This is a genomic window from Caulobacter sp. GW821-FHT11A05, assembly GCF_058809015.1.
Genome location: NZ_JBXASF010000002.1, coordinates 391,681 through 412,687 on the forward strand (window position 1 = coordinate 391,681; position 21,007 = coordinate 412,687).

Consider the following 21,007-nt stretch of genomic DNA (forward strand, 5'->3'; position numbering starts at 1 on the left):
ATGACTGGGGCGGGTTCTAGGCCGCGTCGTGGAAGATCACCCCCAGCGTATGGCGCGATCCCGAGCGCAGGGCGCTGACCCCGTGGCGCATGGTGACGCGGTAGGTCCCGCGCGTCCCCGCGACCGGCCGGCTGTTGACCGCGAACACCACGCCGTCGCCCTGGCGGAGCGGAACCACCATCACCCGTGACTGCATCCGCGGCCGCTGTTCGGTCAGCACCAGCTCGCCCCCTTCGAAGTCGCGGCCCGGCTGGCTGAGCAGCACGGCGGCCTGAAGCGGGAAGACATGCTCGCCGTAGAGGTCCTGATGCAGGCAATTGTAGTCGCCGGGCCCGTAGCGCAGGAGCAACGGCGTCGGCCGCTTCTGCCCGGCCTCATGGCAGCGCGTGAGGAAATCGGCGTGGGTCTCCGGGAACCGCGCCGCCATGCCCATTGCCTCGTTCCAGCGGTTGGCGATCGGCGCCAGATACGGCCACATCCGCTCGCGCAGGCCCTGGACCAGGGCGGGCAGGGGATAGCTGAAGTATCGGTACTCCCCTCGGCCGAAGCCGTGGCGGGCCATGATCACCTGACTGCGGAAACCGCCGGGCTGGTCGTACAGCCCGGCGATCCGCTCACATTCCTCGGGCCGCAACAGACCAGGCAGCACAGCGAAGCCCTGCGCGTCGAGATCGCCGGCGACGACGGTCCAGTCCACCGCCGCCAGCCGTCCGCTGCCGCCGCTCACGCCGCCTTCTCGCGGTTGATCAGCGCCTGCTTGCGCTCGACGCCCCAGCGATAGCCCGACAGCGAACCGTCGTTGCGCACCACCCGGTGGCAGGGGATGGCGATGGCCAGCGCGTTGGCGGCGCAGGCCCCGGCCACGGCGCGGACGGCGCTCGGCTGGCCGATCTTCTCCGCGATATCGCGATAGGTCGCCGTCGTCCCGGCCGGAATGTCGCGCAGGGCCTGCCAGACCCGCTGCTGGAAGGCGGTGCCGCGCACGTCGAGCGGCAGATCCAGGCCGATCCCCGGCTGTTCCACCAGCCCCACCACCCGCGCCACCAGCTGCTCGAACCCGGCGTCACCACCCACCAGCCGCGCCTTGGGGAAGCGGTCCTGCAGGTCGCGGACCAGGACGTCTGGGTCGTCATCCATCAGGATGGCGCAGACCCCCTTGTCGCTGCGGGCGACCAGGATGGCGCCCAGCGAACACTCGCCGACCGCGAACCGGATCTCGGCCCCGACGCCGCCGGCCCGATAGGCGCCCGGCGTCATGCCGAGCAACGCATCCGACGCCTCATAGAACCGGCCGGCGGAGTTGAAGCCGGCGTCATAGATGGCCTCGGTCACGGATGCCGCCGTTTCCAGCCCCTCGCGCAGCCGCATGGCCCGGTGGGCGTCGGCATAGGCCTTGGGGGTCACCCCGGTGACGGCCTTGAACAGCCGGTGGAAGTGGTGCGGCGACAGGTTCGCCGCCCGGGCCAGGGCCTCCAGGGCCGGCGGCTCCTCGGCCGCCTCGATGATCCGGCAGACGCCGGCGATCAGGGCGGCGTCGCGCTCGGCCTTCGGCGGCTGGTCGGGCTTGCAGCGCTTGCAGGGCCGGAACCCCGCCGCTTCGGCCTCGGCCGTCGTCAGGTGGAAGCCGACATTCTTCGGATTGGCCGGCCGGGCGGCGCAGGAGGGGCGGCAGTACACGCCGGTCGTGGCGACCGAATAGAAGAACGCCCCGTCGGCGCTGGCGTCGCGCGCCTGCACGCGCGGCCAGCGCGGGTCCAGCTCGGTGGGGGTCTTGTTCGAAGTCATCGTGGGCCTGAAGGCGAGAACGGTGCTCATGGCTTGATCCCTTTCATCGGTGTTGGCCACACTTTGAAGGGATGCCGATGGGCCCGCGCTCCGGGTCTTGCTCTGCAATCGGAAAGGTAGGGCGCCGCCGCTAGCTGCGCCACGCCCGCACGAAGAAGGCCGCCGTCATGCCCACCGACAGCAGCACCGTCGCCGCATGGGTCAGCCGGGGATCCAGCCGCTTGCCGACCACCGCCCCCAGATAGCCGCCGACGATGGCGGCCGCTCCCAGCACCAGCGCCTCGCGCCAGTGCACCACCCCAGCCAGCACGAAGCACAGCACCGCCACGGTGTTGGCGGCGCTGACCATCAGGGTGCGCGGCGGGTTGAGCGCCTTCAGGTCGACCTGGCCCAGCAGGCTCCAGGCCGCCAGCATCATCAGCCCGACCGCCCCGCCGAAATAGCCGCCATAGACGCCCAGCCCGAACTGGATCGCCAGGATCGGTCCCGCCCCCAGCCGCACGTGGGCCTGCAGCCAGGGCGCGACCCGCCGCCCGAAAGCCAGCGCCAGGGTGGCGATCAGCAGCAGCCAGGGCAGCACCAGGTCAAAGGCCGCCGACGGCGTCAGCAAGAGCAGCAGGCTGCCCGCCAGTCCGCCGATCAGGGTCACCGCCAGCATCGCCCTTGCCGGCACGCCGCAGATGTCGTTCAGCCCCGACCGATAGACCCAGGCGCTGGCCAGCCCGCCCGGATAGAGGGCCACGGTGCTGCTGGCATTGGCCGCCACCGACGGCACGCCGACGGCGATCAGGGCCGGCAGGCTGACGAACGAGCCGCCGCCGGCCAGGGCGTTCATCGCCCCGGCCAGCAACCCGGCGCCGGCCAGCAGGAGGAGCGGCTCCATGCTGCCGCTACTCTTCGTTCGGGATGCACAGCACCTGGCCGCAGGCCTTGCAGTGCACCGCGTCCGGGTCGTGCAGCAGCAGGGCGCACTTGGGGCAGGCGTGGCGCACCTTGTGCGGCCGCACCAGCACCTGCATCAGCCGGATGAACAGCGACACCCCGACCAACATCACCGCGATCGACAGCAGGCGCCCCCACACCCCCGGCAGGCTGATGTCGCCATAGCCGGTCGTCGTCAGGCTGGTCACCGTCCAGTAGAGGGCGTCCACCCAGCCGCCGATGCCTTCGTAGCGGCCGATGAAGCTGGCGTAGACGAAGCCGGTGATGACGAAGATGAAGGTCAGCAGCCGCGCCCCGGCCTTGGTCAGCTCCTCGTAGCGGGTGTTGTCGAAGCGGCGCCCGACCGTTCGCCAGAAGAAGTCGCTCTCGACCAGGGTCCATAGCCGCAGCACCCGCAGGAAGCCGAAGTTGGCCAGCCAGACCGGGAACAGCAGGGTCAGCAACACCGCCAGATCGACCCAGACCAGCGGCCGTTTCAGCCAGGCCTTGAGGTCCGGCGCGGCCAGGAACCGCGCCCCCAGGTCCAGCACCAGGAAGGCGGCGATGGCGTAGTCGATAGCGTAGAAGGCCCGCGTCTCGCGCAGGATCGGCGCCGCCACGAAGAAGGCGACGATGGCCAGGTCGAGCACGATGACGCCCAACCGGAACTTCACCGCAACGCGCGAATCGCCGTGGTACAGCGCCCGCAGGCGGGCCCTCAGCCGCAGGCCCTTTCGATCATGCCTGGCCGCTTGTGATTCCACGCGCCCGCTCACCCAATCAACCGACTGTCCTCGCGAAGGCGGGGACCCATGCATAGGCTGATCTACCCTCGTCGGTTCCAGACCTACTCATCCTCACAGGCGCCGCCAACCGCGCTTGGGTCCCCGCCTTCGCGAGGACGATCGGTGGAAGTGGACGCCGCAATGCCTCACCCCCTCACCATCCGGCCGATTTTCCCCTATATAGCCCGCTCAATGTCCCGTCCGTTCCTCAAGATGAACGGGCTCGGCAACGACTTCGTCGTCGTCGAGGCCCGTGACCAGCCGTTCCGCCCTTCGGCCGACGACGCGCGCCGCATCGCCGACCGCGCCAGCGGCATCGGCTGCGACCAGCTGATCGGGCTGGAAGCCTCCGACCGCGCCGACGCCTTCATGCGCATCTGGAACGCCGACGGCGGCGAGGTCGACGCCTGCGGCAACGCCACCCGCTGCGTCGGCTGGCTGCTCATGGAGGCCAGCGGCAAGGACAGCGCCGTCATCGAGACCGGCGCCGGCCTGCTGCACGCCACGCGCGGCCCGGCCGGGACCATCAGCATCGACATGGGCGAGCCCGGCCTCGACTGGCGCCAGATCCCGCTCAGCGAGGAGCTGGACACCCGCCGCATCGAAGTCCTCGCCGGCCCCGTCGGTCAGACGCTGCAGCCGCCCGGCGCGGTCAGCATGGGCAACCCCCACGTCGTCTTCTTCCTCGACCACGAGCCGGAGGAGGAGATGGTGCGGGGCCTCGGCAGCATGCTGGAGCATCACCCCCTGTTCCCGGAGGCCGTCAACGTCGGCTTCGCCCACATCGAGAGCTCCGAGCGCATCCGCTTCCGCGTCTGGGAGCGCGGCGCCGGCATGACCCGCGCCTGCGGCACCGGCGCCTGCGCCGCCCTGGTCGCCGCGGCCCGCCGGGGGCTGTCGGGTCGCCGCGCCACCCTGGTCATGGACGGCGGCGAGCTGACCATCGAATGGCGCGAGAGCGACAACCACGTGATCATGACCGGCCCGGTCGAGGTCGAGTTCACCGGCCGCCTGCCCGAAGCGGTGGCGGCGTGACCCATCCCGCCCTGCAGCCCGGCCACACCGCCGTCATCACCGGCGCCGCCGACGGCATCGGCCTGGCCGCCGCGCGCCGCTATCTGGCCATGGGCCTGAACGTCGTGCTGGCCGACATCGACGCCGAGAAGCTGCTGGCCGCCACCGCCGGGCTCAACGGCGGCGAGCGGGCCATGGCCGTGCCGACCGACGTTTCCAACCCGCGCGCCGTCGAGGCCCTGCGCGACGCGACCCTGGCCCAGTACGGCGGCGTCGATGTGCTGATGAACAACGCCGGCATCGGCGGCGGCGGCTCGGCCATCGAGCGGCCCGACCGCTGGCGGGCGCTGATCGAGGTCAACCTGTTCGGCGTCATCAACGGCGTCCAGGCCTTCGCCCAGACGATGATCGACCAGGGCGCCCCCGGCCTGATCATCAACACCGGCTCCAAGCAGGGCATCACCACCCCGCCCGGCGACACCGCCTACAATGTCACCAAGGCCGGTGTGAAGGTCCTGACCGAAGGCCTGCAGCACACCCTGCGCAACACCCCCGGCTGCCAGGTCACCGCCCACCTGCTGATCCCCGGCTACACCTTCACCGGCATGACCGCCCGCGGCCAGGCCGAGAAGCCGCCGGCCGCCTGGACCGCCGATCAGGTCATCGACCTCATGCTGGCCAACGTTACCGCCGGCGACTTCTACATCCTCTGCCCCGATAACGACGTCGACCGCGTCACCGACGCCGCCCGCATCCGCTGGGCCGCCGAGGACGTCGCCGCCGGCCGTCCGCCGCTCAGCCGGTGGCATGCCGACTACAAGGAAGCCTTCGAGTCCTTCATGGGCGAGCAGCGTGTCCAGAACGCGGACTGGCTGGCCCGGTACAATGATCGCCTCGCCGCCAGCGAGCGGGAAAACGGGTCGGACGGGGACGGGTCGGGCTTCCTCACCGGCCTGGCCCTGGGATCGATCCTGTGAGCGAAGACGTCCTGGATCATCCCGAGGTCGCCGAGACCGACGCTGGCACGCGCGTCGTCACCTTCGGTTGCCGGCTGAACGCCTATGAATCCGAGCAGATTCGCGCCCGGGCCGAGGCCGACGGCGTCTCGAACGCCATCGTCTTCAACACCTGCGCGGTGACCGGCGAGGCCGTGCGCCAGGCCCGCCAGGCCATCCGCAAGGCCCGGCGCGAGAACCCGAACGCCCGCATCGTCGTCACCGGCTGCGCCGCCCAGATCGACCCGGCCGGCTTCGCGGCCATGGACGAGATCGACCTCGTCCTCGGCAACGCCGAAAAGGCCGCCCCCGGCGCCCTGCTGCCCCAGCCGGAGCTGGGCCGGGTGCGCGTCAACGACATCATGAGCGTGCGCGAGACCGCCGCCCACCTGTCCGACGGCCTCAAGGACCGGGCCCGCGCCTATGTCGAGATCCAGAACGGCTGCGACCACCGCTGCACCTTCTGCATCATCCCCTATGGCCGCGGGAACAGCCGCTCGGCCCCGGCCGGCGAGATCGTCGAGCGCATCGGCCGCCTGGCCGCCGAGGGCTGGAACGAGGTGGTGCTGACCGGCGTCGACCTGACCAGCTGGGGCGCCGACCTGCCCGGCGCGCCGACCCTCGGCCAGCTGGTCGCCCGTATCCTCAAGCTGGTGCCCGGCCTGCCGCGCCTGCGGCTCTCCAGCATCGACGCGGCCGAGATCGACCCCGACCTGATGCGGGTGCTGGCCACCGAGACCCGCCTGGTCCCCTACCTGCACCTGTCGCTGCAGGCCGGCGACGACCTCATCCTCAAGCGCATGAAGCGCCGCCATCTGCGCGCCGACGCTCTCAGGCTGGTGGCTGACGTCCGGGCCGTGCGTCCCGACGTGGCCTTCGGCTGCGACCTGATCGCCGGCTTCCCGACCGAAACCGAGGAAGCCTTCGAGAACACGGTCAGGCTGGTCGAGGAGGCGGGCCTCTCCTACCTCCACGTCTTCCCCTACAGCCCGCGCCCCGGCACCCCGGCCGCCCGCATGCCGCCGGTCCCGCGCCCGGTCATCAAGGCCCGCGCCGCCCGCCTGCGCGAAGCCGGCGCGGCCGCGCTCGTCCGCCACCTCGAGGCCCGCGTCGGCAAGGTGCTGGAAGGCCTGGTCGAACGCCCCGGCTTCGCCCGCGCCCCTGACTTCACCGAAATCGCCTTCCAGGGCGAAGCCGCCCCCGGCTCTCTCCGCCCCATGCGCATCACCGCCCACGACGGCGCCCGCGCCCTGGCCGAACTGGCCTGACCTCCCCAAAGAGGGGCGGGCGCATAAGGCGTCGACGGGATGTTCGTGAGTTCGCCTCGGGTCTCCCTTCTCCCCTCGTGGGAGAAGGTGCCCCCGGAGGGGGCGGATGAGGGGGCTCCCCGGCCTCCGATACAGCCTGTCGCCACCGCCTCATCGCAGCTGAAAGACCTATCGACCCCTCATCCGGCGCTTCGCGCCACCTTCTCCCACCGCCGACGGAGAAGGGAACACTCACGGCGGCTGCCCCAGTCTTGGCCAGCTGGTTCCATATGCGATAGCCCTGCCGGGTGGGGAAGTCGGTCAGAGGCTGTCGGGATTGTGTTGATCAGCAACCGTATTTAGATGACAATCGTTAATGTGAGTAAGTTGCAAATATTTATGGGTGATTTTAGCCGATAAGCAGTACAAAATCAGACAAAACAAAGGCATACGATAAGTGTTAACGGAAATTATAATTCAACCATCACCACTTTTATTTAAATATATTCCCGTTTTGCGGAACATCAGCGCCATGAACCCGTTCTGGCTGCATCATGCACCTTGCGAGTTCAAATATTTGCCGATTGAGGGCTGAAGAGCTGGAGTTGCTGGCTCGCGTTGTCAGCCTGATTGTCGAGCGCGAGAAGTTCGCCGATCTCGCCCGCTCCTGGCGCCTGCGAGAGGTCGCGGCCCTGGAAGCCGAGCGCGCCGCCCTGGATCCTCGCTGAGGATGGCCAAGCCCCGAAAGACGGAACCGACCATGACCCACCCCTTCAACCCCTGGCGCTGGATCACCGGACAATCCCAGCGTCCGGCCCTCGCCCCGCTGTCTGCCGAGCCGCCGCCGGCCATCGCGGACGTCCCCCTCTGCACGCCGGAAGAATTCGCCAGCCTGCGCGACGCCGCCCTGCACCCCCGGGGGTAGAGCCTATTCCGGCTCCCGCCCCTGAAACTCCGGCAGGCGCAGCTTCCATCGGATCGCCGCCCCTCGCAGCGCGAAGGCGCAGCCAAACCCGATCAGCCCCGCCAGGATCCGGTCCACCCCCAGCACGGCCAGCACCACGAACACCGCCGCCCCCAGGATCGTCGCCGTCACATAGATCTCCCGCTGCAGCAGGATCGACGGCTCGCCGGCCACCACATCGCGCAGCACCCCGCCAAAGCAGGCCGTCATCATCCCCATGACCACGGCCGACACCGGATGCACCCCCAGCGACAGGGCCTTGGCCGCCCCGACGATACAGTAGGCCGCCATCCCCACCGCATCGAGCCACAGCAGGGCGCTCAGCCGCCAGGTTCGCCGCCCGACAGCCCAGACCACCACCGCCGCCACGATACAGGCCAGCAGGTAGCCGGGGCTGTTGATCCAGAACACCGGCGCCCCGATCAGCAGGTCGCGCAAGGTGCCGCCGCCGACCCCGGTCATCGCCGCGAAGAAGGCGAAGGTGACGATGTCATGCCCCCGCCGCGCCGCCGCCAGCGCTCCCGTGGCGCCGAACACCAGCACGGCGGCGTAGTCGAACAGCAGGAAGGCCAGGTCGAGGTTGGGCAGGGTTGGCGGCATGGTTCGTCTCTAGGCCGTGCGGCGGCGGCTTGAAAGCCCGCCGCGCCGGGCGCAGGCTGAACCCATGGGCGAGGTGATCGACCTTCGGATGCGCAAATGGGCGGTCAAGCTGGCCGTTCTGCTCGGCCGGCCGGATGGTCCCGAGGCGCTCACCGACCGCACCCTCAAGGCCATTGTGGACAACAATACCGACCAGGATCTGGCCGACATGCTGGCCATGCCCCTGCCGCGCTCCCCACCGCGCAAGGACCGGTGAGCGCGCGGCTTTCGTGGCGAGGCAAGGCAGGCTAAACCCCGCCCATGGCTGAACAGAAACAAGGCTGGTTCCAGCGCCTGACCAGCGGGCTTTCCCGCTCCTCCCAGGCGATGACCCAGCAGGTCACCGAAATCTTCCGACGTCCCCTCGACCAGGCCCAGCTCGACGAGCTGGAGGAGATGCTGATCGAGGCCGACCTCGGCCCCTACGCCGCCGGCCGCATCACCCAGGCCTTCAGCGACGCCAAGTTCGGCAAGTCGGTCTCCGACCAGGAGGTCAAGGAAGCCCTCGCCGATCTGGTGGCCAAGGAACTGGTCAGCCGGGAAGGGGACTTCGACCCGCTGTCGGGGCCCAAGCCCTATGTGGTGCTGTTCATCGGCGTCAACGGCTCGGGCAAGACCACGACGCTCGGCAAGATCGCCGCCGACCTGACCGGCAAGGGGGCCAAGGTGCTGATCGTCGCCGGCGACACCTTCCGCGCCGCCGCCGTCGAGCAGCTGCAGATCTGGGCGACCCGCGCCAAGGCTGACTTCATGAGCCGTCCCACCGGCGCCGATGCGGCGGGCCTGGCCTTCGACGCCGTCGAGAAGGCCAAGGCCGAGGGATACGACGTGGTCCTCATCGACACCGCCGGCCGGCTGCAGAACAAGCAGGGGCTGATGGACGAACTCTTGAAGGTCATCCGCGTCCTGAAGAAGGTCGATCCGGAGGCTCCGCACGAGACCCTGCTGGTCCTCGACGCCACCGTCGGGCGCAATGCGCTGAGCCAGGAAAACCTGTTCGGCAACCAGATCGGCGTCTCCGGCATCGTCATGACCAAGCTCGACGGCACCGCCCGCGGCGGCGTTCTGGTGCCGGTCGCCCAGGCCTCCGATTCGCCCATCAAGCTGATCGGCGTCGGCGAGGGCATCGACGATCTGCAACCTTTCGACGCCCGGGCGTTTTCCCGGTCCCTGGTTGGGCTGGACGCGTAAAGGAAGACCATGACTGAGACGCCCTCCGCGCCTGCGAAAAAATCCCATGGCTGGATCCGCACCGCCGTCGACTTCGGCGGCCTGGTCGCCTTCTTTATCGGCTATCTGGTCACCCACAGTCTGGTCGCCGCCGCCTGGTGGCTGGTGGCCGGATCGGCGATCGCGCTGGTCGTCGGCTATGTCGTCGAGAAGCGCTTGGCCCCCATGCCGCTGATCTCCGGCGTTCTGGCCCTGGTGTTCGGCACGCTGACGGTCGTCTTCAAGGACCCCATCTTCCTGAAGCTCAAGCCGACCATCACCATGACCCTGTTCGGCGTCATCCTGCTCGGTGGCCTCCTGGCCCGGAAGAACGTGTTGAAGATGCTGATGGGCTCGGAACTGGTGATGAGCGACGCCGTCTGGCGCACCTTCACCCTGCGCTACGGCCTGTTCTTCTTCGCCATGGCCATCCTCAACGAGGTCGTCTGGCGCACCCAGTCGGAGAGCCTCTGGGCGACCTTCAAGGTGTTCGGCATCCTCGGCCTGACCGTCCTGTTCTCCTTGAGCCAGGGGCCGTTGATCATGCGCGGCATGAAGCAGGCGGAAAACGCCGGCGGCCCGCCGACCGATCCGGAGGAAGCCACGGCCGCCCCGCCGATCATCGAGTGACGGGGCATCGAGTGAATGATCTGTCGTCAAACCTACACCGAGGCCGATTAAGCTCCGCAGGCGGTCGATGAACCGGAGGGGATTATGGCGAAAGACAAGTCGGGCAAACGGGCCGCTGCTTCGGTGGGCCACCTGCTGCACAGGGCCGCCCAGCGGGCGCTCGATCTCTACGCCGCGCAGGCCGGTCCCGGCGCGGTGACCCAGCGCCAGCACGCCGTGCTCGCCGCCGTCGCCGAGAAGGAGGGCGCCGCCCAGGCCGACCTGGTCGCCTCCACCGGCATCGACCGCTCGACCCTGGCCGACATGGTCGCCCGGATGATCGACAAGGGCCTGCTGGCCCGCGAACGCTCCGCCCTCGACGCCCGGGCCAACGCCGTCCGGCTCACCGACACCGGCCGCGAGGCCCTGGAGTCGATCGGACCAAAGACCGCCGCCGCCGACGCCGCCCTGATGGCCCTGCTGCCCAAGGGCAAGCGCGATGGCCTGCTGGAGGCGCTGGAAATCCTGGCGGCTGGCGAGGCCCGCGAGAAGAAGGCCAAGACGCCCAAGGCCGACAAGCCGGCCAAGGCGGAGAAGAAGGCCAAGAAGAAGAAAGAGAAGCTGGCGAAGGCGGCTTAGCCCTCCCTCCCCGAATTGGGGAGGGCAGACGCGCGGTTACGCGCGTCGGGTGGGGAAGTCGGTCACTGACCTTCGAGATCGGGCACCGAGAAGCATAACCGGCGGGGTGTGGTGATCCACTTCCCCACCCGGCGCGCAACGCGCGCCTGCCCTCCCCATTCGGGGAGGGAGGTTCCTAATGCACCGTCGCTGAAGCCGGCATCGCTCGCCGCTGCGTCGCGATCAGGTTCGGCCAGAACACCGAGGTTTCCGGCAGGTCCAGGTCCATCACCGTCGCATGACGATCGTCGACCACCGGGAACAACTGGTGGATCTGGGCGCCCAGCGCTTCGCTGCGCTCGGTCACCTCTTCCGGCGTGACCAGCAGGCCCAGGCGTCCGGCCAGGGCGCCGAGGTCCTTGCGGCTGGTGGCCACGGCGATGAACGGCGAGGCGATCAGCGGCAGGATGATGGGGGCGAACCAGATCGTCAGCTGCGGGGCCAGGATCAGCATGCTGGCGAACAGCAGGCCGGTGTTGATCTCCCAGCGGTGGGCGCGGAAGGCGTCCTTGTAAGAGAGGGTCTCGCCCTCGCGGGTCTGGGTCGACCAGCCGGCGTCGCGGCCCATCAGCACCTCGAAGACGATGCGGCTGTGGCCGACCATCATCACCGGGGCCATGACGGCCGAGTAGGCGGTTTCGAAGGCGGCGCTCTTGAGGATGGCGAAGGCGCCGCCGAACTTGGCGCGCTCCTCCGGCCGGCTCAGGGTCAGGGCCAGGCCCAGCACCTTGGGACCGATCAGCATCAGGACAGTCAGCAGCGAGGCCCAGATGATCGGGTCGTACTTCACCGGGGCCAGCAGGCGCCAGTACTCGGGCATGGTCAGGGTGATCTGCGCCTGGATGCCCAGGCCGACGATCAGCGACAGCAGCCAGATGGGCGAGACCAGATAGCAGAGCATGCCGAAGAACAGCTGCAGGCGGCTGATCGGGTGCAGGCCCGGCGCGAACAGCAGGCCCAGGTGCTGCAGGTTGCCCTGCGCCCAGCGGCGGTCGCGCTTCATGAACTCGATCATCGAGGGCGGGGTCTCTTCGGTCGAACCGTCGAGCACCGGGGTGACGTGCACCGCCCAGCCGCCGCGGCGCAGCAGGGCCGCCTCGACCACGTCATGGCTGAGGATGTGGCCGCCGAACGGCTTCTTGCCCGGCAGCACCGGCAGGCCCGAGCAGGACGCGAACGCCTTCACCCGGACGATGGCGTTGTGGCCCCAGTAGCTGCTCTCGGCGCCGGTCCACCAGGCAAGACCCGCCGAGGCGACCTTGCCGAACATGCGGACGCTGAACTGCTGGGCGCGGGCATAGAGGGTCTCGGCGCCGATGATCACCGGGGTGGTCTGCAGGAGCCCCATGCCCGGGTGGCGCTCCATGGCGTCGACCAGCTTCACGACGGTCTCGCCGCTCATCACGCTGTCGGCGTCGAGGATGATCATGTGCTCGTAGCCGCCGCCCCAGCGGGTGACCCAGTCGCTGATGTTGCCGGCCTTGCGCTCGACGTTCTTGGGCCGGCGACGGTAGTAGGTGGCGCAGCGGCTGCGGGCCCGCAGGGCTGAGAACTGCACGCGCTCCTGGGCGGCGATGGCCTCGTTGGTCGTATCGCTCAGCACGAAGAGGTCGAACCAGTGGGCGACGCCCAGCATGCTCAGCGACCGCTCGATGCGGGCCAGGCGGGCCAGCGTGGCGGCGGGGTCTTCGTTGTAGAGCGGCATCAGCAGGGCGGTCTTGACCCGCGGGGCCGGCACGATGGCCGGGAAGTCGAAGATGTCTTCCTGGCGGTTCTTCAGCACCCAGAAGCCGGCGACGGCGCTGCAGAACCAGGTCGACACCGCCGAGACCAGGACGACGAACAGGCCAAGGCCGATCCCCTCGAGCGGGGTGAAGCCGTCGCGCATGTAGAGCTGCAGCGGGGTGGCGGCGATCAGGGCGGTCAGCAGCCAGCTGGCGGCGAACAGGATGAAGCGGCGGGCGCCGATGTTGGCCGGCGAGGTGACGGGGGCCTTGGCGAGTTTCGGCGCATCGGCGCCGAACGACTGGCGCGGCATGTCCATCGGCGATTCCGGCGGCAGCCAAGGCTCGCCCAGCGGCGCGTACGCACGGTCATCATGCTCGTAGCGCAGGGCGAGATTGCTCGTGCCGTCCATGGGAAAACCGCCGTCAAAAGGTGTCCGTCCCGCCCCGGAGAGCGCGCCAACCGAGTCTCCGGGAGGCTGGTAACGTGATTATCACGGATACGTTATGTTGCGCTGCGATGGAAGCCGGAAAATCGCTTCCAGAGCGATCGGCGCCCAAAAATGCACCGGGTCTGCACGGCTATGACCGGACCGTGACAGTTGCGTGTTCAGAAGATGTCAGAAACGCTTTGTGATTGCGCCAGTCGGTAGAGCCGACGCTCCAGACCATAGGCGGCGATTCCCGTCCAGCCCACCAGCAGGATGGCGAAGGCGCTCTCCCACCAGCCGACGTTCTGGGGGTTCACGATGCCGTACCAGATGCGGTGGTTGGTGATCAGCGCCATCAACAGGTTGATCAGGCTGATAGCGGCCAGGAACAGCTTCATCGGCCCCATCGCCTCGATGCGCCACAGGCCCCAGATCAGGAACAGCGGGGCCAGGATGATGCCGAGGCCGAGGTTGATCAGCAGGTGCCAGGGGTTGGGCCAGGCGATCAGGCTGGAGACCACCATGCCGATCCCGGCCAGCACGAAACAGAGCACGACCCCGCCGGCCGCGACCCGCGAGCCGCCCAGCGCCACCAGCGCCAGGCCGAAGCCGACCCCGGCCACCGCCGCGCCGACGCCGCTGATCAGCACCCCGCCGTTGAACAGCCAGGGATAGCGGGCGGTGGTCCCGCCCAGCTCGCTGAGGAACTGGGTGGCGTTGTTGTAGCCGGGGTAGGCCAGAACCGCCGCCACCACGGCGAGGAAGGCGAAGATGGGCGCGGCGACGGCGATGGCCAGCAGGATGCGGCGGCGACGCCAGCGCTGGCCGGTTGCGAACTGGGCGGCCAGGTCGTCGAGGATCACGCCGTCTGGGCTCCCGCCGGCTCGCCAAGCGGGGCGGCGTCGTTGCGCAGGGCGGCGATCAGCACCAGGCGGGCCGGGCTGGGCTCCGGCGGCGCCTTGGGGCCCAGGGGCTTCAGGCCCCACAGCGGCCGCAGGGGATTGAAACGGCGCACCGCCTCATAGACCGCCAGGCTGCCGGCGAAGGTGATGAAGACGAACAGCGGCGCCTCGATCCAGGCCGGCAGGCCCTGGGGCGCCAGCACGAACAGGGTCAGCACCAGGATGGTCTGGTGGGCCATGTAAACCGGGAAGATGGCGTCGTTCAGATAGCGCTTCACGGCGTTGTCGGCGCCGCGCAGGTGGCGGCTGGCGAAGCCGAGCGCCGCGCAGACCGTGGCCCACTGGTTGACCGCGAACATCGTGTTCTTGACCGAGCCGAAGAAGGCCTCGCCGCCCGGGTGGGCGTGCAGCGCCATCAGGCAGCCGACCGAGACCAGCGCCACCGGCAGGGCGACGAAGCGAAGGCGTTCCAGCTGCGCCCAGATGCCCGCCTGGCCGACGACGAGGAAGCCGAACAGGAAGACGCCCAGCGAGGAGGCGTGATTGTACCAGTCATGCTGGATCTGGTTGTTCAGCCCGAACCAGGGGAACAGCAGCTGGCGCACGACGGCCAGATACAGGATCGGCAGCACCAGCAGCTTCCAGCCGGTCAGCGCGCGCGCCAGCCAATCCTCGGCCCTGGCGATCCAGGCGGGCCGGGTCAGCAGGGCCACGGCCACGAGACTGTAGACGGCGATGTAGAGCACGAACCACAGGTGGTTGATCGGGATGCCGTCGGCCCAGCCCCTGAGGCTGAACTCGCTGATCCACCAGTCGAGGATGCTGCCCGTATAGCCGTCCTTGGCGGTGGTCTCGGCCCAACCCTGCGGCGGCACCAGGAACAGGGTCCCGAATAGCAGCGGCGGCGCCAGCCGCGCGAACCGCTGCTTGAGCACCTCCTTGGCTTCGTACTTGCGGCTCATCAGCCGCAGCGCCGCGCCGGAGACGAGGAACAGCAGGGTCAGGCGCCAGGGCGAGGTCAGGAGGATGACTTCCTCCATGAAACCAAAGCGATGCCGGCTGTTCAGGTGCCAGTCCCAGGGCGTGTAGGCCAGCCCCACATGGTACAGGATCAGCAGGCCCAGCGCGCCGATGCGCAGCCAGTCCAGATCCGCCCTGCGGCTGTTGGATGTGGGGGGAGGGGACACGGGGCGGTCCTATGACGCCCGCGGACGAAAAAGTCCACGTCCGAGGCGGTGTCTGCCCTGACCGATCACACCCCTGATCTCCCGACATCTGGCCGCAAAGGCCCGAAATACCTAGGCGGCGCGGGGGTTCCGCGCCCGGCGATTCGTCATCGCCGGGTCACTATGCCTCAAACCGGACCGCACAATGTGTCCGGCGCGTCACGGGGGGGATCGGACGGGACCGGCCAGTCGTCGGGGGGGAGTGAGGCCGGCCCCGCCCTGGCGGCGCCTTTAAAGCAGGTACGCGCCCCAAGGAGCGCCGCGTTGTCGGAAAGCCGCCGTCTGCTGGACCGGCGTGAGGCTCCCAACAACAGCTACGCAGGCGCGGTCGGGCCGGATCAACGGCGGGGCGAAAAAGATCGCGGCAAATCCAAATCGCCGGCCGGCGCGTATCTGCAGACCATGAGTTACGTCGCCAGCCCGACGCGCCATGGCGCCGTCGCATCTCAAGGGAGCGGGGACGGCGCCCTGCCGGGATCGCGGCCCGGCGCCTGGGGGAGGGGCATGACGACCGATCTGGACCGCGAGCGCCTGAAGCGCGCGCTCGGACAAGTGGCGCGCGGCGACCGGGCGGCCATGGCTGAGCTCTACAAGTCCACTTCCGCCAAGCTCTACGGCGTCTGCCTGCGCATCGTCCGCGACGACGCCCAGGCCGAGGAGGTGCTGCAGGAGGTCTACCTCACCGTCTGGAAGCGGGCCGCCGCCTACGACGCCGCCAAGGCCAGCCCGATCACCTGGCCGGCCGCCATCGCCCGCAATCGCGCCATCGATCGCTTGAGGGCCTCCGGGGCCCGCGTGGTGCGCAGCTCGGGCCCGATCGACGGGGCCCTGGCGCTGGCCGATCCCGGCCCCGACGCTGAGAGCCAGCTGGCCCGGAGCGAGGACAGCCGCCGCCTCAGACGTTGCCTCGACAGCCTCGACCCCGACCACGCCGGCCTGATCCGCCGCGCCTTCTTCGGCGGCCTGTCCTACAGCGACCTGGCCCAGGCGGCCGGCAAGCCGCTCGGCACGGTGAAGACCTGGATCCGCAAGGGTCTGATGACCCTGAAGGTCTGCCTCGAGTCATGAGCGCCACGCCCCCCCATCCACAGGACCTGCGCGCCGCCGAATACGCGCTGGGCGTCCTCGACGGCGCCGCCCTGGCTGAAGCCCAGACCCTGGCGGCCAGCGACGCCAGCTTCGCCGAGGCCGTCGAGACCTGGGAGCTACGCCTCGCCGCCCTGGCCGACGACACGCCCGAGGTCCGCCCTTCCGCCCATGTTTGGGAGGCGGTGCGCCTGCGCCTGCCGCCGGGCGCGGCCAATGACAATTGGTGGAGCAATCTCGATGTCTGGCGCGGCCTGACCGCCGCTTCCATCGCCGTCGCCGCCATCACCATCGGCATTCTGGTCGCCCCAAGCCCGACCCCGGTGGCGCCGCCGCTCGTCGCCTCCGCCCCCTGGACGGCCCTGGTCGCCGCCCCCGACGGCGGACCGGCCCTGGCGGCGATCACGGTCGATGGGGAGTTGAAGCGGATCGTGGTGACGCCCATCGGCTTGACCGAGGAGCAGGCGCGGTCGCTTGAGCTGTGGATCGTGCCGGCCGATGGCGGAGCGCCCCGGTCGCTGGGCCTGGTCAAGGCCGGCGGCGCGACGGTGCTGGCGGGCGTGACCCTGCCGGTCGAGGCCAAGGGCGCCGCGTTGGCGATCTCACGGGAGCCGGAAGGTGGCTCGCCGACGGGCGCGCCAACGGGGCCGATCCTGGGGGTTGGCCCGCTGTCGATCGGCTAACCTCCCTCCCCGACTTGGGGAGGGCAGGCGCGCGTTGCGCGCCGGGTGGGGAATCGGCCACAGAACTCAGATGGCGGGAACCTGCTTCCCCACCCGGCCGGAGCCTGTCCTCGGGCCGGCCGTCGGCCGGACCCGGGGGCGCCACCCTCCCCAAGTCGGGGAGGGAGGACTCGCGCCGTCGTCAGTTCGCCCACATCACATATTCGCCCGTCATGCTCCGCGCCTTGTTCAGCGGCTCATCGATGAAGAACGGCGCCTCGACCAACGCCGGCCACAGCGGCTTGCCAGCCCGCCGGTCCTGCTCGTCCAGCAAGGCCGTCAGCCGCGCCAGCTGCGCCGGCTCCGATGCCGCCAGGTTCTTCTGCTCGGTCCGATCCGCGGCCAGGTTGAACAGCCAGGCCTTCTTCGGCCGCTCCGACAGCTGCAGCTTCCAGTCGCGATCGATCACCGCCCGGTAATGCCCCGAACGGAAGAACAGCGGCCGCGGCGCCGCCTTGCCCGACGCCAGGGCCAGCAGGTCGACCCCGTCGACCTTCGGCCCCACCTGGGCCCCGGCCGCATGGGCGGCGGTGGCGAAGATGTCGATGTGCATGGCGCGGGCCGGGGCGACCTGGCCGGGCTCGACATGGCCGGGCCACTTCAGGAAGAAGGGCACGTTGACGCCGCCCTCGAAGAAGGTCGCCTTCCAGCCCCGGAAGGGCTTGTTGATGCCCGGCAGGCCGATGTAGTTGGCCCCGCCGTTGTCGCTGGTGAAGATGACGATGGTGTTGTCGCTGAGGCCCTGGCGCTCCAGCTCGGCCAGCACCTTGCCGACGTTGCGGTCCAGCGCCCGGATCATCGCCCCATAGACCCGCGTGGTGTGGTCGGGGATGTCGCTCAGCGCCTCATAGTCTTCCCGCGTCGCCTGCAGCGGCGTGTGCGGGGCGTTGAAGGCCAGGTACAGGAAGAAGGGTCGGTTCGCGTTGGCGTCGATCGCCTTGACCGCCTCGTCGCCGAAGTAGTCGGTGACATAGCCCTTGGGTTCGAACGGCTTGCCGCCGTTCCAACGCACCGAATAGGGCAGGTTGGGCCACAGGTATTTGTCGATCGGGTCGAACTCCTGCTTGGAGTTCACGACCTCAGGATCGTTCGGCTTCAGGAACATGCCGGCCCCGGCCAGGATGGCCAGGCTGTCGTCGAAGCCCTGGCCATTGGGCTGCATGGCCGGCGCCTCGCCCAGGTGCCATTTGCCGATGTGAAGGGTGCGATAGCCCTGGGCCTTCAGCGCCTCGGCGATGGTCGTCTCCCCGGCCGGCACGCCCATCTTCTCGACCGGCGGCATCTCCTTGGCGCGGTCGGCGTAGAAGACCGGCTTGATCGGCCCGTCGGACGCGTGGGTCACCTCGCGGGCGAAGCTCTTGGGCACGGCGGTGAATTCGAAGCCGAAGCGGTTGGGATAGCGGCCGGTCATCATCGCCGCCCGCGACGGCGAACAGGTGGCGTTGGCGGCATAGCCGTTGGCGAAGCGCACGCCGGTCCTGGCGATGCTGTCGATGTGGGGGGTCGCCACCTTGCCGGCCACGCCCGTGCCGGTGGCCGTGGTGTCGTTGATGCCCAGGTCGTCGGCGACGATCAGGATGATGTTCGGCGGCCGCTGGCCGGCAGGCGGGGTGGCTGGGCCCCGCGCCCAGGTCACCGGCTGGTTGGGACCGATCGGCTGCTTCAGCCGGCCGATGATGCCGGGCAGGTAGATCTTGAAGTGCTGGAAGCCGGCGTAGCCGCCGACCACCACCACGGCCAGGACGAGCAGGCCGACCAGGGTGCGCTTTTTCATCTCGTTCTCCCCAACTCAGTTCTAGCGGCCGAGCCGCTTGCGTTCGATCTTCGTCGACCCGGCCGGCAGGCTGATCAGGTCGCGGTCCCGCGCCAGCCATAGCGGCCCTTCGTACAGCTTGCGCGCCTGGCCGACGAAAGGCGCGTCCAGCCCCGGCAAGGGCAGGGGGGGGACCAGATGGGTCAGCAGCACGGCCCCCACCTTGGCGTCCCTGGCCTCGCGGGCCACGTCCTCGGGACTGGCGTGGTAGTTGATGATGTCGCCGAGGATCTTGGCGCGGTTCTTTTGGCCGGCACCCGACGCGGCTTTCTGCAGGCGGCGCACCAGCACTGGCGACAGGGCGTCATGGACCAGCAGGTCGGCGCCCTTGGCGTTGGCGACCAGGCCGGCATTGGCCGAGGTGTCGCCGCTGACCACCAGGCTGCGGCCCCTGTACTCGAAGCGGTAGCCGACGGCCGGCTCGACCGGGCCGTGGTCGACGCGGAAGGCGGTGACCTTCAGCCCGCCCTCGTCCAGCACGACGACTGCGTTCTGGCCCTCCGGCATGGCGAAGGCCTGGGCCGCGAAGCCGCCGCCGGACGGCGGGGCGACCGCGGCGCCGTGGTGGCCGGTGCGATAGGTGTTGTCGATGGCGTAGGCCTCGCTGAAGCCGGCGGCGATGCGCTCGACGCCTGGCGGCCCGACCAGCAGCAAGGGCCGGGTGGCAGCGCTGCCGACCCAACGCTGCAGGGCGACGGCGCTGAGGCCATCGAGGTGGTCGGAGTGGAAATGGGTCAGGAACAGCCGGTCGATGCGGCCGGCCGGGATGCCGCCGGCGCTCAGGACCTCGGCCGCGCCCTCGCCGGCGTCGACCAGGAACACCCGCTGGCCGGCGATCACCGTCAGGCAGGGCCCAGCCCGGCTGCGGTCGGGCAGGGGCGAGCCGGAGCCGCAGACAAAGGCGTGCAGCCCGTCCGGCAGGCCGGCGACGGCATCGGCCTTCATGTTGGCGGCCACCGCCCGGTCGCTGAGCTTCAGCGCGATGGGCCCCCGGAACATCCAGGCCCCGCCGAGCAGCAGGAGGACGACAACGGCTGCGATGATCCGCTTCATGCCGCGGCCTCCTTGGCGAACGCGATGAGATCCTGTTCGACCGCCCAAAGACGGTCCTGGCCCCAGTGGCCCGGCAGGTCGCCGACCCGGAACGAGGGCACGCCCCACAGGCCGAGCCCCAGCATCTCCAGGCGATTGGCCTCGGCCATGTCGCGCCAGCTTTCGTCGGCCAGGCCGGCGGCGACGTCGTCGCGGCTCAGCCCGGCCCGCTCGGCCATGGTCCACAGGCCATCGTCCGTGGTGGCGTCGACACCCTCGGAGAAGGCGCCGCCCAGGAAGGATTCGGCGAAAGCCATGCCCTTGCCCAGCGCCATGGCCCGGCCCAGCACCCCCATCCCGCGCTCGACCCCCAGGCCGACCGGATCGACCATGCGGCCAAAGGCGATGCCCTGGCGCATGGCTTCGCGCCAGCAGTCGCGGACGATGTAGACCTGCTTCTCGCGCGGCACCGGCAGGCCGCGCATGACCATCGGCAGCACCGGTTTGAGGCGCAGGGTCGCGCCATGCCGCTCGGCCAGCTCACGCACCCGTCGGGCCGCCAGCCAGGTGTAGGGGCTGCGGAACGAGGCGAAGAAGTCGAGGGTGACCAGGCCGCGCCGCTCCGGCGCAGCGCCCTCCTGCATCAGCCGGGCGACGGGGGCGGCGCCGGGACGCCGATAGGCCGCCAACTGTTCCTCCAGATAGTGCAGCCGGTCGGGCCCCCAGAACCAGACGTCGCCGTGATGGAAGGTGGCCCCCAGGTAGTGGCCGAGCTCCAACCGCCTGGCCTCGCCGGCGCTGAGGGCCTCGGCCGCCGGGGCCAGCGGCAGGCGTTCGAGCGCCCGGTCGTCGCCGCGCCACAGAGCCTCGCCGATAGCCTTGGCGCGGGCGGCGAAGTCCGGCCCGCCGAGCGCCGCCGCCAGGGCCTGCTGGGCGATGGCGGTCTGTTCGGGGCTCGGCTGGCGGGCGTCGGCCGGCAAAGAGAGGTTGTGGGCGGCGGCAAGGCGACCCGCGTCGCGCAGGCTCCAGCCGGCCAGCCGCTCGCGGTCGGGGGCGGCGCTCTCGACAGGGGCGGGAACCAGGAAGACCTCGACAGCGACGTCATAGGCGGCCGCCAGGCGCGGCAACAGCTGCACCGCCAGATGGCTGTAGGGATCGTCCGCCTGGTGGAAATAGCGGACCACGCCGCCGGCCGGTTCACCTGCTGACACCCGTTCCCTCCCGA

At 69.8% G+C, this 21,007-nt stretch carries 22 protein-coding genes; 11 read left to right on the forward strand and 11 right to left on the reverse strand.

The window, feature by feature from the left end; translation table 11 throughout:
• Positions 1 to 16: 16 nt before the first annotated feature.
• The 4 genes from AC1RSK_RS04805 to AC1RSK_RS04820 form a co-directional block, all read right to left on the reverse strand.
• Complete coding sequence (locus AC1RSK_RS04805; RefSeq protein ID WP_492906026.1) at positions 17 to 727, reverse strand: 2OG-Fe(II) oxygenase; 711 nt, start codon at positions 725 to 727, stop codon at positions 17 to 19.
• On the reverse strand, positions 724 to 1,815 hold the full coding sequence (gene ada / locus AC1RSK_RS04810; protein ID WP_492906028.1) for a bifunctional DNA-binding transcriptional regulator/O6-methylguanine-DNA methyltransferase Ada: 1,092 nt from the start codon (positions 1,813 to 1,815) through the stop codon (positions 724 to 726). The genes AC1RSK_RS04805 and ada overlap by 4 nt, the downstream gene beginning before the upstream one ends.
• Before the next feature lie 100 nt (positions 1,816 to 1,915).
• Positions 1,916 to 2,668: a sulfite exporter TauE/SafE family protein gene (locus AC1RSK_RS04815; RefSeq protein ID WP_492906030.1), complete on the reverse strand. Its 753-nt coding sequence runs from the start codon at positions 2,666 to 2,668 to the stop codon at positions 1,916 to 1,918.
• Between the two features lie 7 nt (positions 2,669 to 2,675).
• Complete coding sequence (locus AC1RSK_RS04820) at positions 2,676 to 3,470, reverse strand: potassium channel family protein (RefSeq protein WP_492906032.1); 795 nt, start codon at positions 3,468 to 3,470, stop codon at positions 2,676 to 2,678.
• A 213-nt stretch (positions 3,471 to 3,683) separates the two neighbouring features.
• Between AC1RSK_RS04820 and dapF the strand changes: the two genes are divergently transcribed.
• From dapF to AC1RSK_RS04845, 5 genes are all read left to right on the forward strand, one after another.
• Complete coding sequence (gene dapF, locus AC1RSK_RS04825) at positions 3,684 to 4,526, forward strand: diaminopimelate epimerase (RefSeq protein WP_492906034.1); 843 nt, start codon at positions 3,684 to 3,686, stop codon at positions 4,524 to 4,526.
• Positions 4,523 to 5,482 carry an SDR family NAD(P)-dependent oxidoreductase gene (locus tag AC1RSK_RS04830; protein ID WP_492906036.1) on the forward strand — a complete coding sequence of 320 codons (960 nt, stop codon included), beginning with the start codon at positions 4,523 to 4,525 and terminating at the stop codon, positions 5,480 to 5,482. The genes dapF and AC1RSK_RS04830 overlap by 4 nt, the downstream gene beginning before the upstream one ends.
• Complete coding sequence (mtaB, locus tag AC1RSK_RS04835; RefSeq protein WP_492906038.1) at positions 5,479 to 6,768, forward strand: tRNA (N(6)-L-threonylcarbamoyladenosine(37)-C(2))-methylthiotransferase MtaB; 1,290 nt, start codon at positions 5,479 to 5,481, stop codon at positions 6,766 to 6,768. The genes AC1RSK_RS04830 and mtaB overlap by 4 nt, the downstream gene beginning before the upstream one ends.
• A 584-nt stretch (positions 6,769 to 7,352) precedes the next feature.
• Positions 7,353 to 7,475, forward strand: a complete 123-nt coding sequence (locus AC1RSK_RS04840) for a hypothetical protein (protein ID WP_492906040.1) — start codon at positions 7,353 to 7,355, stop codon at positions 7,473 to 7,475.
• 2 nt (positions 7,476 to 7,477) lie between these two features.
• Positions 7,478 to 7,672, forward strand: coding sequence for a hypothetical protein (locus tag AC1RSK_RS04845; RefSeq protein ID WP_492906042.1), 195 nt, complete (start codon positions 7,478 to 7,480; stop codon positions 7,670 to 7,672).
• 3 nt (positions 7,673 to 7,675) lie between these two features.
• Here AC1RSK_RS04845 and AC1RSK_RS04850 read toward each other — a convergent pair whose 3' ends face one another.
• Positions 7,676 to 8,311 (reverse strand): trimeric intracellular cation channel family protein, encoded by a 636-nt coding sequence (locus tag AC1RSK_RS04850; protein WP_492906044.1) that lies wholly within the window; start codon positions 8,309 to 8,311, stop codon positions 7,676 to 7,678.
• A gap of 64 nt (positions 8,312 to 8,375) precedes the next feature.
• On the opposite strand from AC1RSK_RS04850, the gene AC1RSK_RS04855 reads away from it, so the two are divergent.
• The 4 genes from AC1RSK_RS04855 (at position 8,376) to AC1RSK_RS04870 (ending at position 10,807) form a co-directional block, all read left to right on the forward strand.
• Positions 8,376 to 8,567 carry a hypothetical protein gene (locus tag AC1RSK_RS04855; RefSeq protein ID WP_492906046.1) on the forward strand — a complete coding sequence of 64 codons (192 nt, stop codon included), beginning with the start codon at positions 8,376 to 8,378 and terminating at the stop codon, positions 8,565 to 8,567.
• 44 nt (positions 8,568 to 8,611) lie between these two features.
• Positions 8,612 to 9,541: a signal recognition particle-docking protein FtsY gene (ftsY, locus tag AC1RSK_RS04860; protein ID WP_492906048.1), complete on the forward strand. Its 930-nt coding sequence runs from the start codon at positions 8,612 to 8,614 to the stop codon at positions 9,539 to 9,541.
• A 9-nt stretch (positions 9,542 to 9,550) separates the two neighbouring features.
• Complete coding sequence (locus AC1RSK_RS04865) at positions 9,551 to 10,189, forward strand: septation protein A (protein ID WP_492906050.1); 639 nt, start codon at positions 9,551 to 9,553, stop codon at positions 10,187 to 10,189.
• Positions 10,190 to 10,273: 84 nt separating this feature from the next.
• The gene (locus AC1RSK_RS04870) at positions 10,274 to 10,807 is read left to right on the forward strand and encodes a MarR family winged helix-turn-helix transcriptional regulator (protein ID WP_492906052.1); all 534 of its coding nucleotides are present in this window, start codon (positions 10,274 to 10,276) and stop codon (positions 10,805 to 10,807) included.
• A gap of 175 nt (positions 10,808 to 10,982) precedes the next feature.
• On the opposite strand, the gene mdoH is transcribed toward AC1RSK_RS04870, so the two are convergent.
• From mdoH to AC1RSK_RS04885, 3 genes are all read right to left on the reverse strand, one after another.
• On the reverse strand, positions 10,983 to 12,983 hold the full coding sequence (gene mdoH / locus AC1RSK_RS04875; protein WP_492906054.1) for a glucans biosynthesis glucosyltransferase MdoH: 2,001 nt from the start codon (positions 12,981 to 12,983) through the stop codon (positions 10,983 to 10,985).
• A 197-nt stretch (positions 12,984 to 13,180) separates the two neighbouring features.
• Entirely contained in the window at positions 13,181 to 13,864 is a 684-nt protein-coding gene (locus AC1RSK_RS04880; RefSeq protein WP_492906056.1) for a DUF998 domain-containing protein, read from the reverse strand.
• The gene (locus tag AC1RSK_RS04885) at positions 13,861 to 15,090 is read right to left on the reverse strand and encodes an acyltransferase family protein (RefSeq protein ID WP_492906058.1); all 1,230 of its coding nucleotides are present in this window, start codon (positions 15,088 to 15,090) and stop codon (positions 13,861 to 13,863) included. The genes AC1RSK_RS04880 and AC1RSK_RS04885 overlap by 4 nt, the downstream gene beginning before the upstream one ends.
• Before the next feature lie 543 nt (positions 15,091 to 15,633).
• Here AC1RSK_RS04885 and AC1RSK_RS04890 point away from each other — a divergent pair.
• Together AC1RSK_RS04890 and AC1RSK_RS04895 are read left to right on the forward strand one after the other, a co-directional pair.
• Positions 15,634 to 16,197 (forward strand): sigma-70 family RNA polymerase sigma factor, encoded by a 564-nt coding sequence (locus AC1RSK_RS04890; RefSeq protein WP_492906060.1) that lies wholly within the window; start codon positions 15,634 to 15,636, stop codon positions 16,195 to 16,197.
• Complete coding sequence (locus AC1RSK_RS04895) at positions 16,194 to 16,898, forward strand: anti-sigma factor (protein WP_492906062.1); 705 nt, start codon at positions 16,194 to 16,196, stop codon at positions 16,896 to 16,898. The genes AC1RSK_RS04890 and AC1RSK_RS04895 overlap by 4 nt, the downstream gene beginning before the upstream one ends.
• A gap of 181 nt (positions 16,899 to 17,079) precedes the next feature.
• Here the strand turns inward: AC1RSK_RS04895 and AC1RSK_RS04900 are convergent, their stop codons facing one another.
• From AC1RSK_RS04900 to AC1RSK_RS04910, 3 genes are read right to left on the reverse strand one after another with little or no spacing between them, the layout of a single operon-like run.
• Entirely contained in the window at positions 17,080 to 18,711 is a 1,632-nt protein-coding gene (locus tag AC1RSK_RS04900; RefSeq protein ID WP_492906064.1) for a sulfatase-like hydrolase/transferase, read from the reverse strand.
• Positions 18,712 to 18,732: 21 nt separating this feature from the next.
• On the reverse strand, positions 18,733 to 19,803 hold the full coding sequence (locus tag AC1RSK_RS04905) for an MBL fold metallo-hydrolase (protein WP_492906066.1): 1,071 nt from the start codon (positions 19,801 to 19,803) through the stop codon (positions 18,733 to 18,735).
• Entirely contained in the window at positions 19,800 to 20,993 is a 1,194-nt protein-coding gene (locus AC1RSK_RS04910) for a DsbA family protein (protein ID WP_492906068.1), read from the reverse strand. Before AC1RSK_RS04910 ends, AC1RSK_RS04905 begins: the two co-directional genes overlap by 4 nt.
• Positions 20,994 to 21,007: the final 14 nt, after the last annotated feature.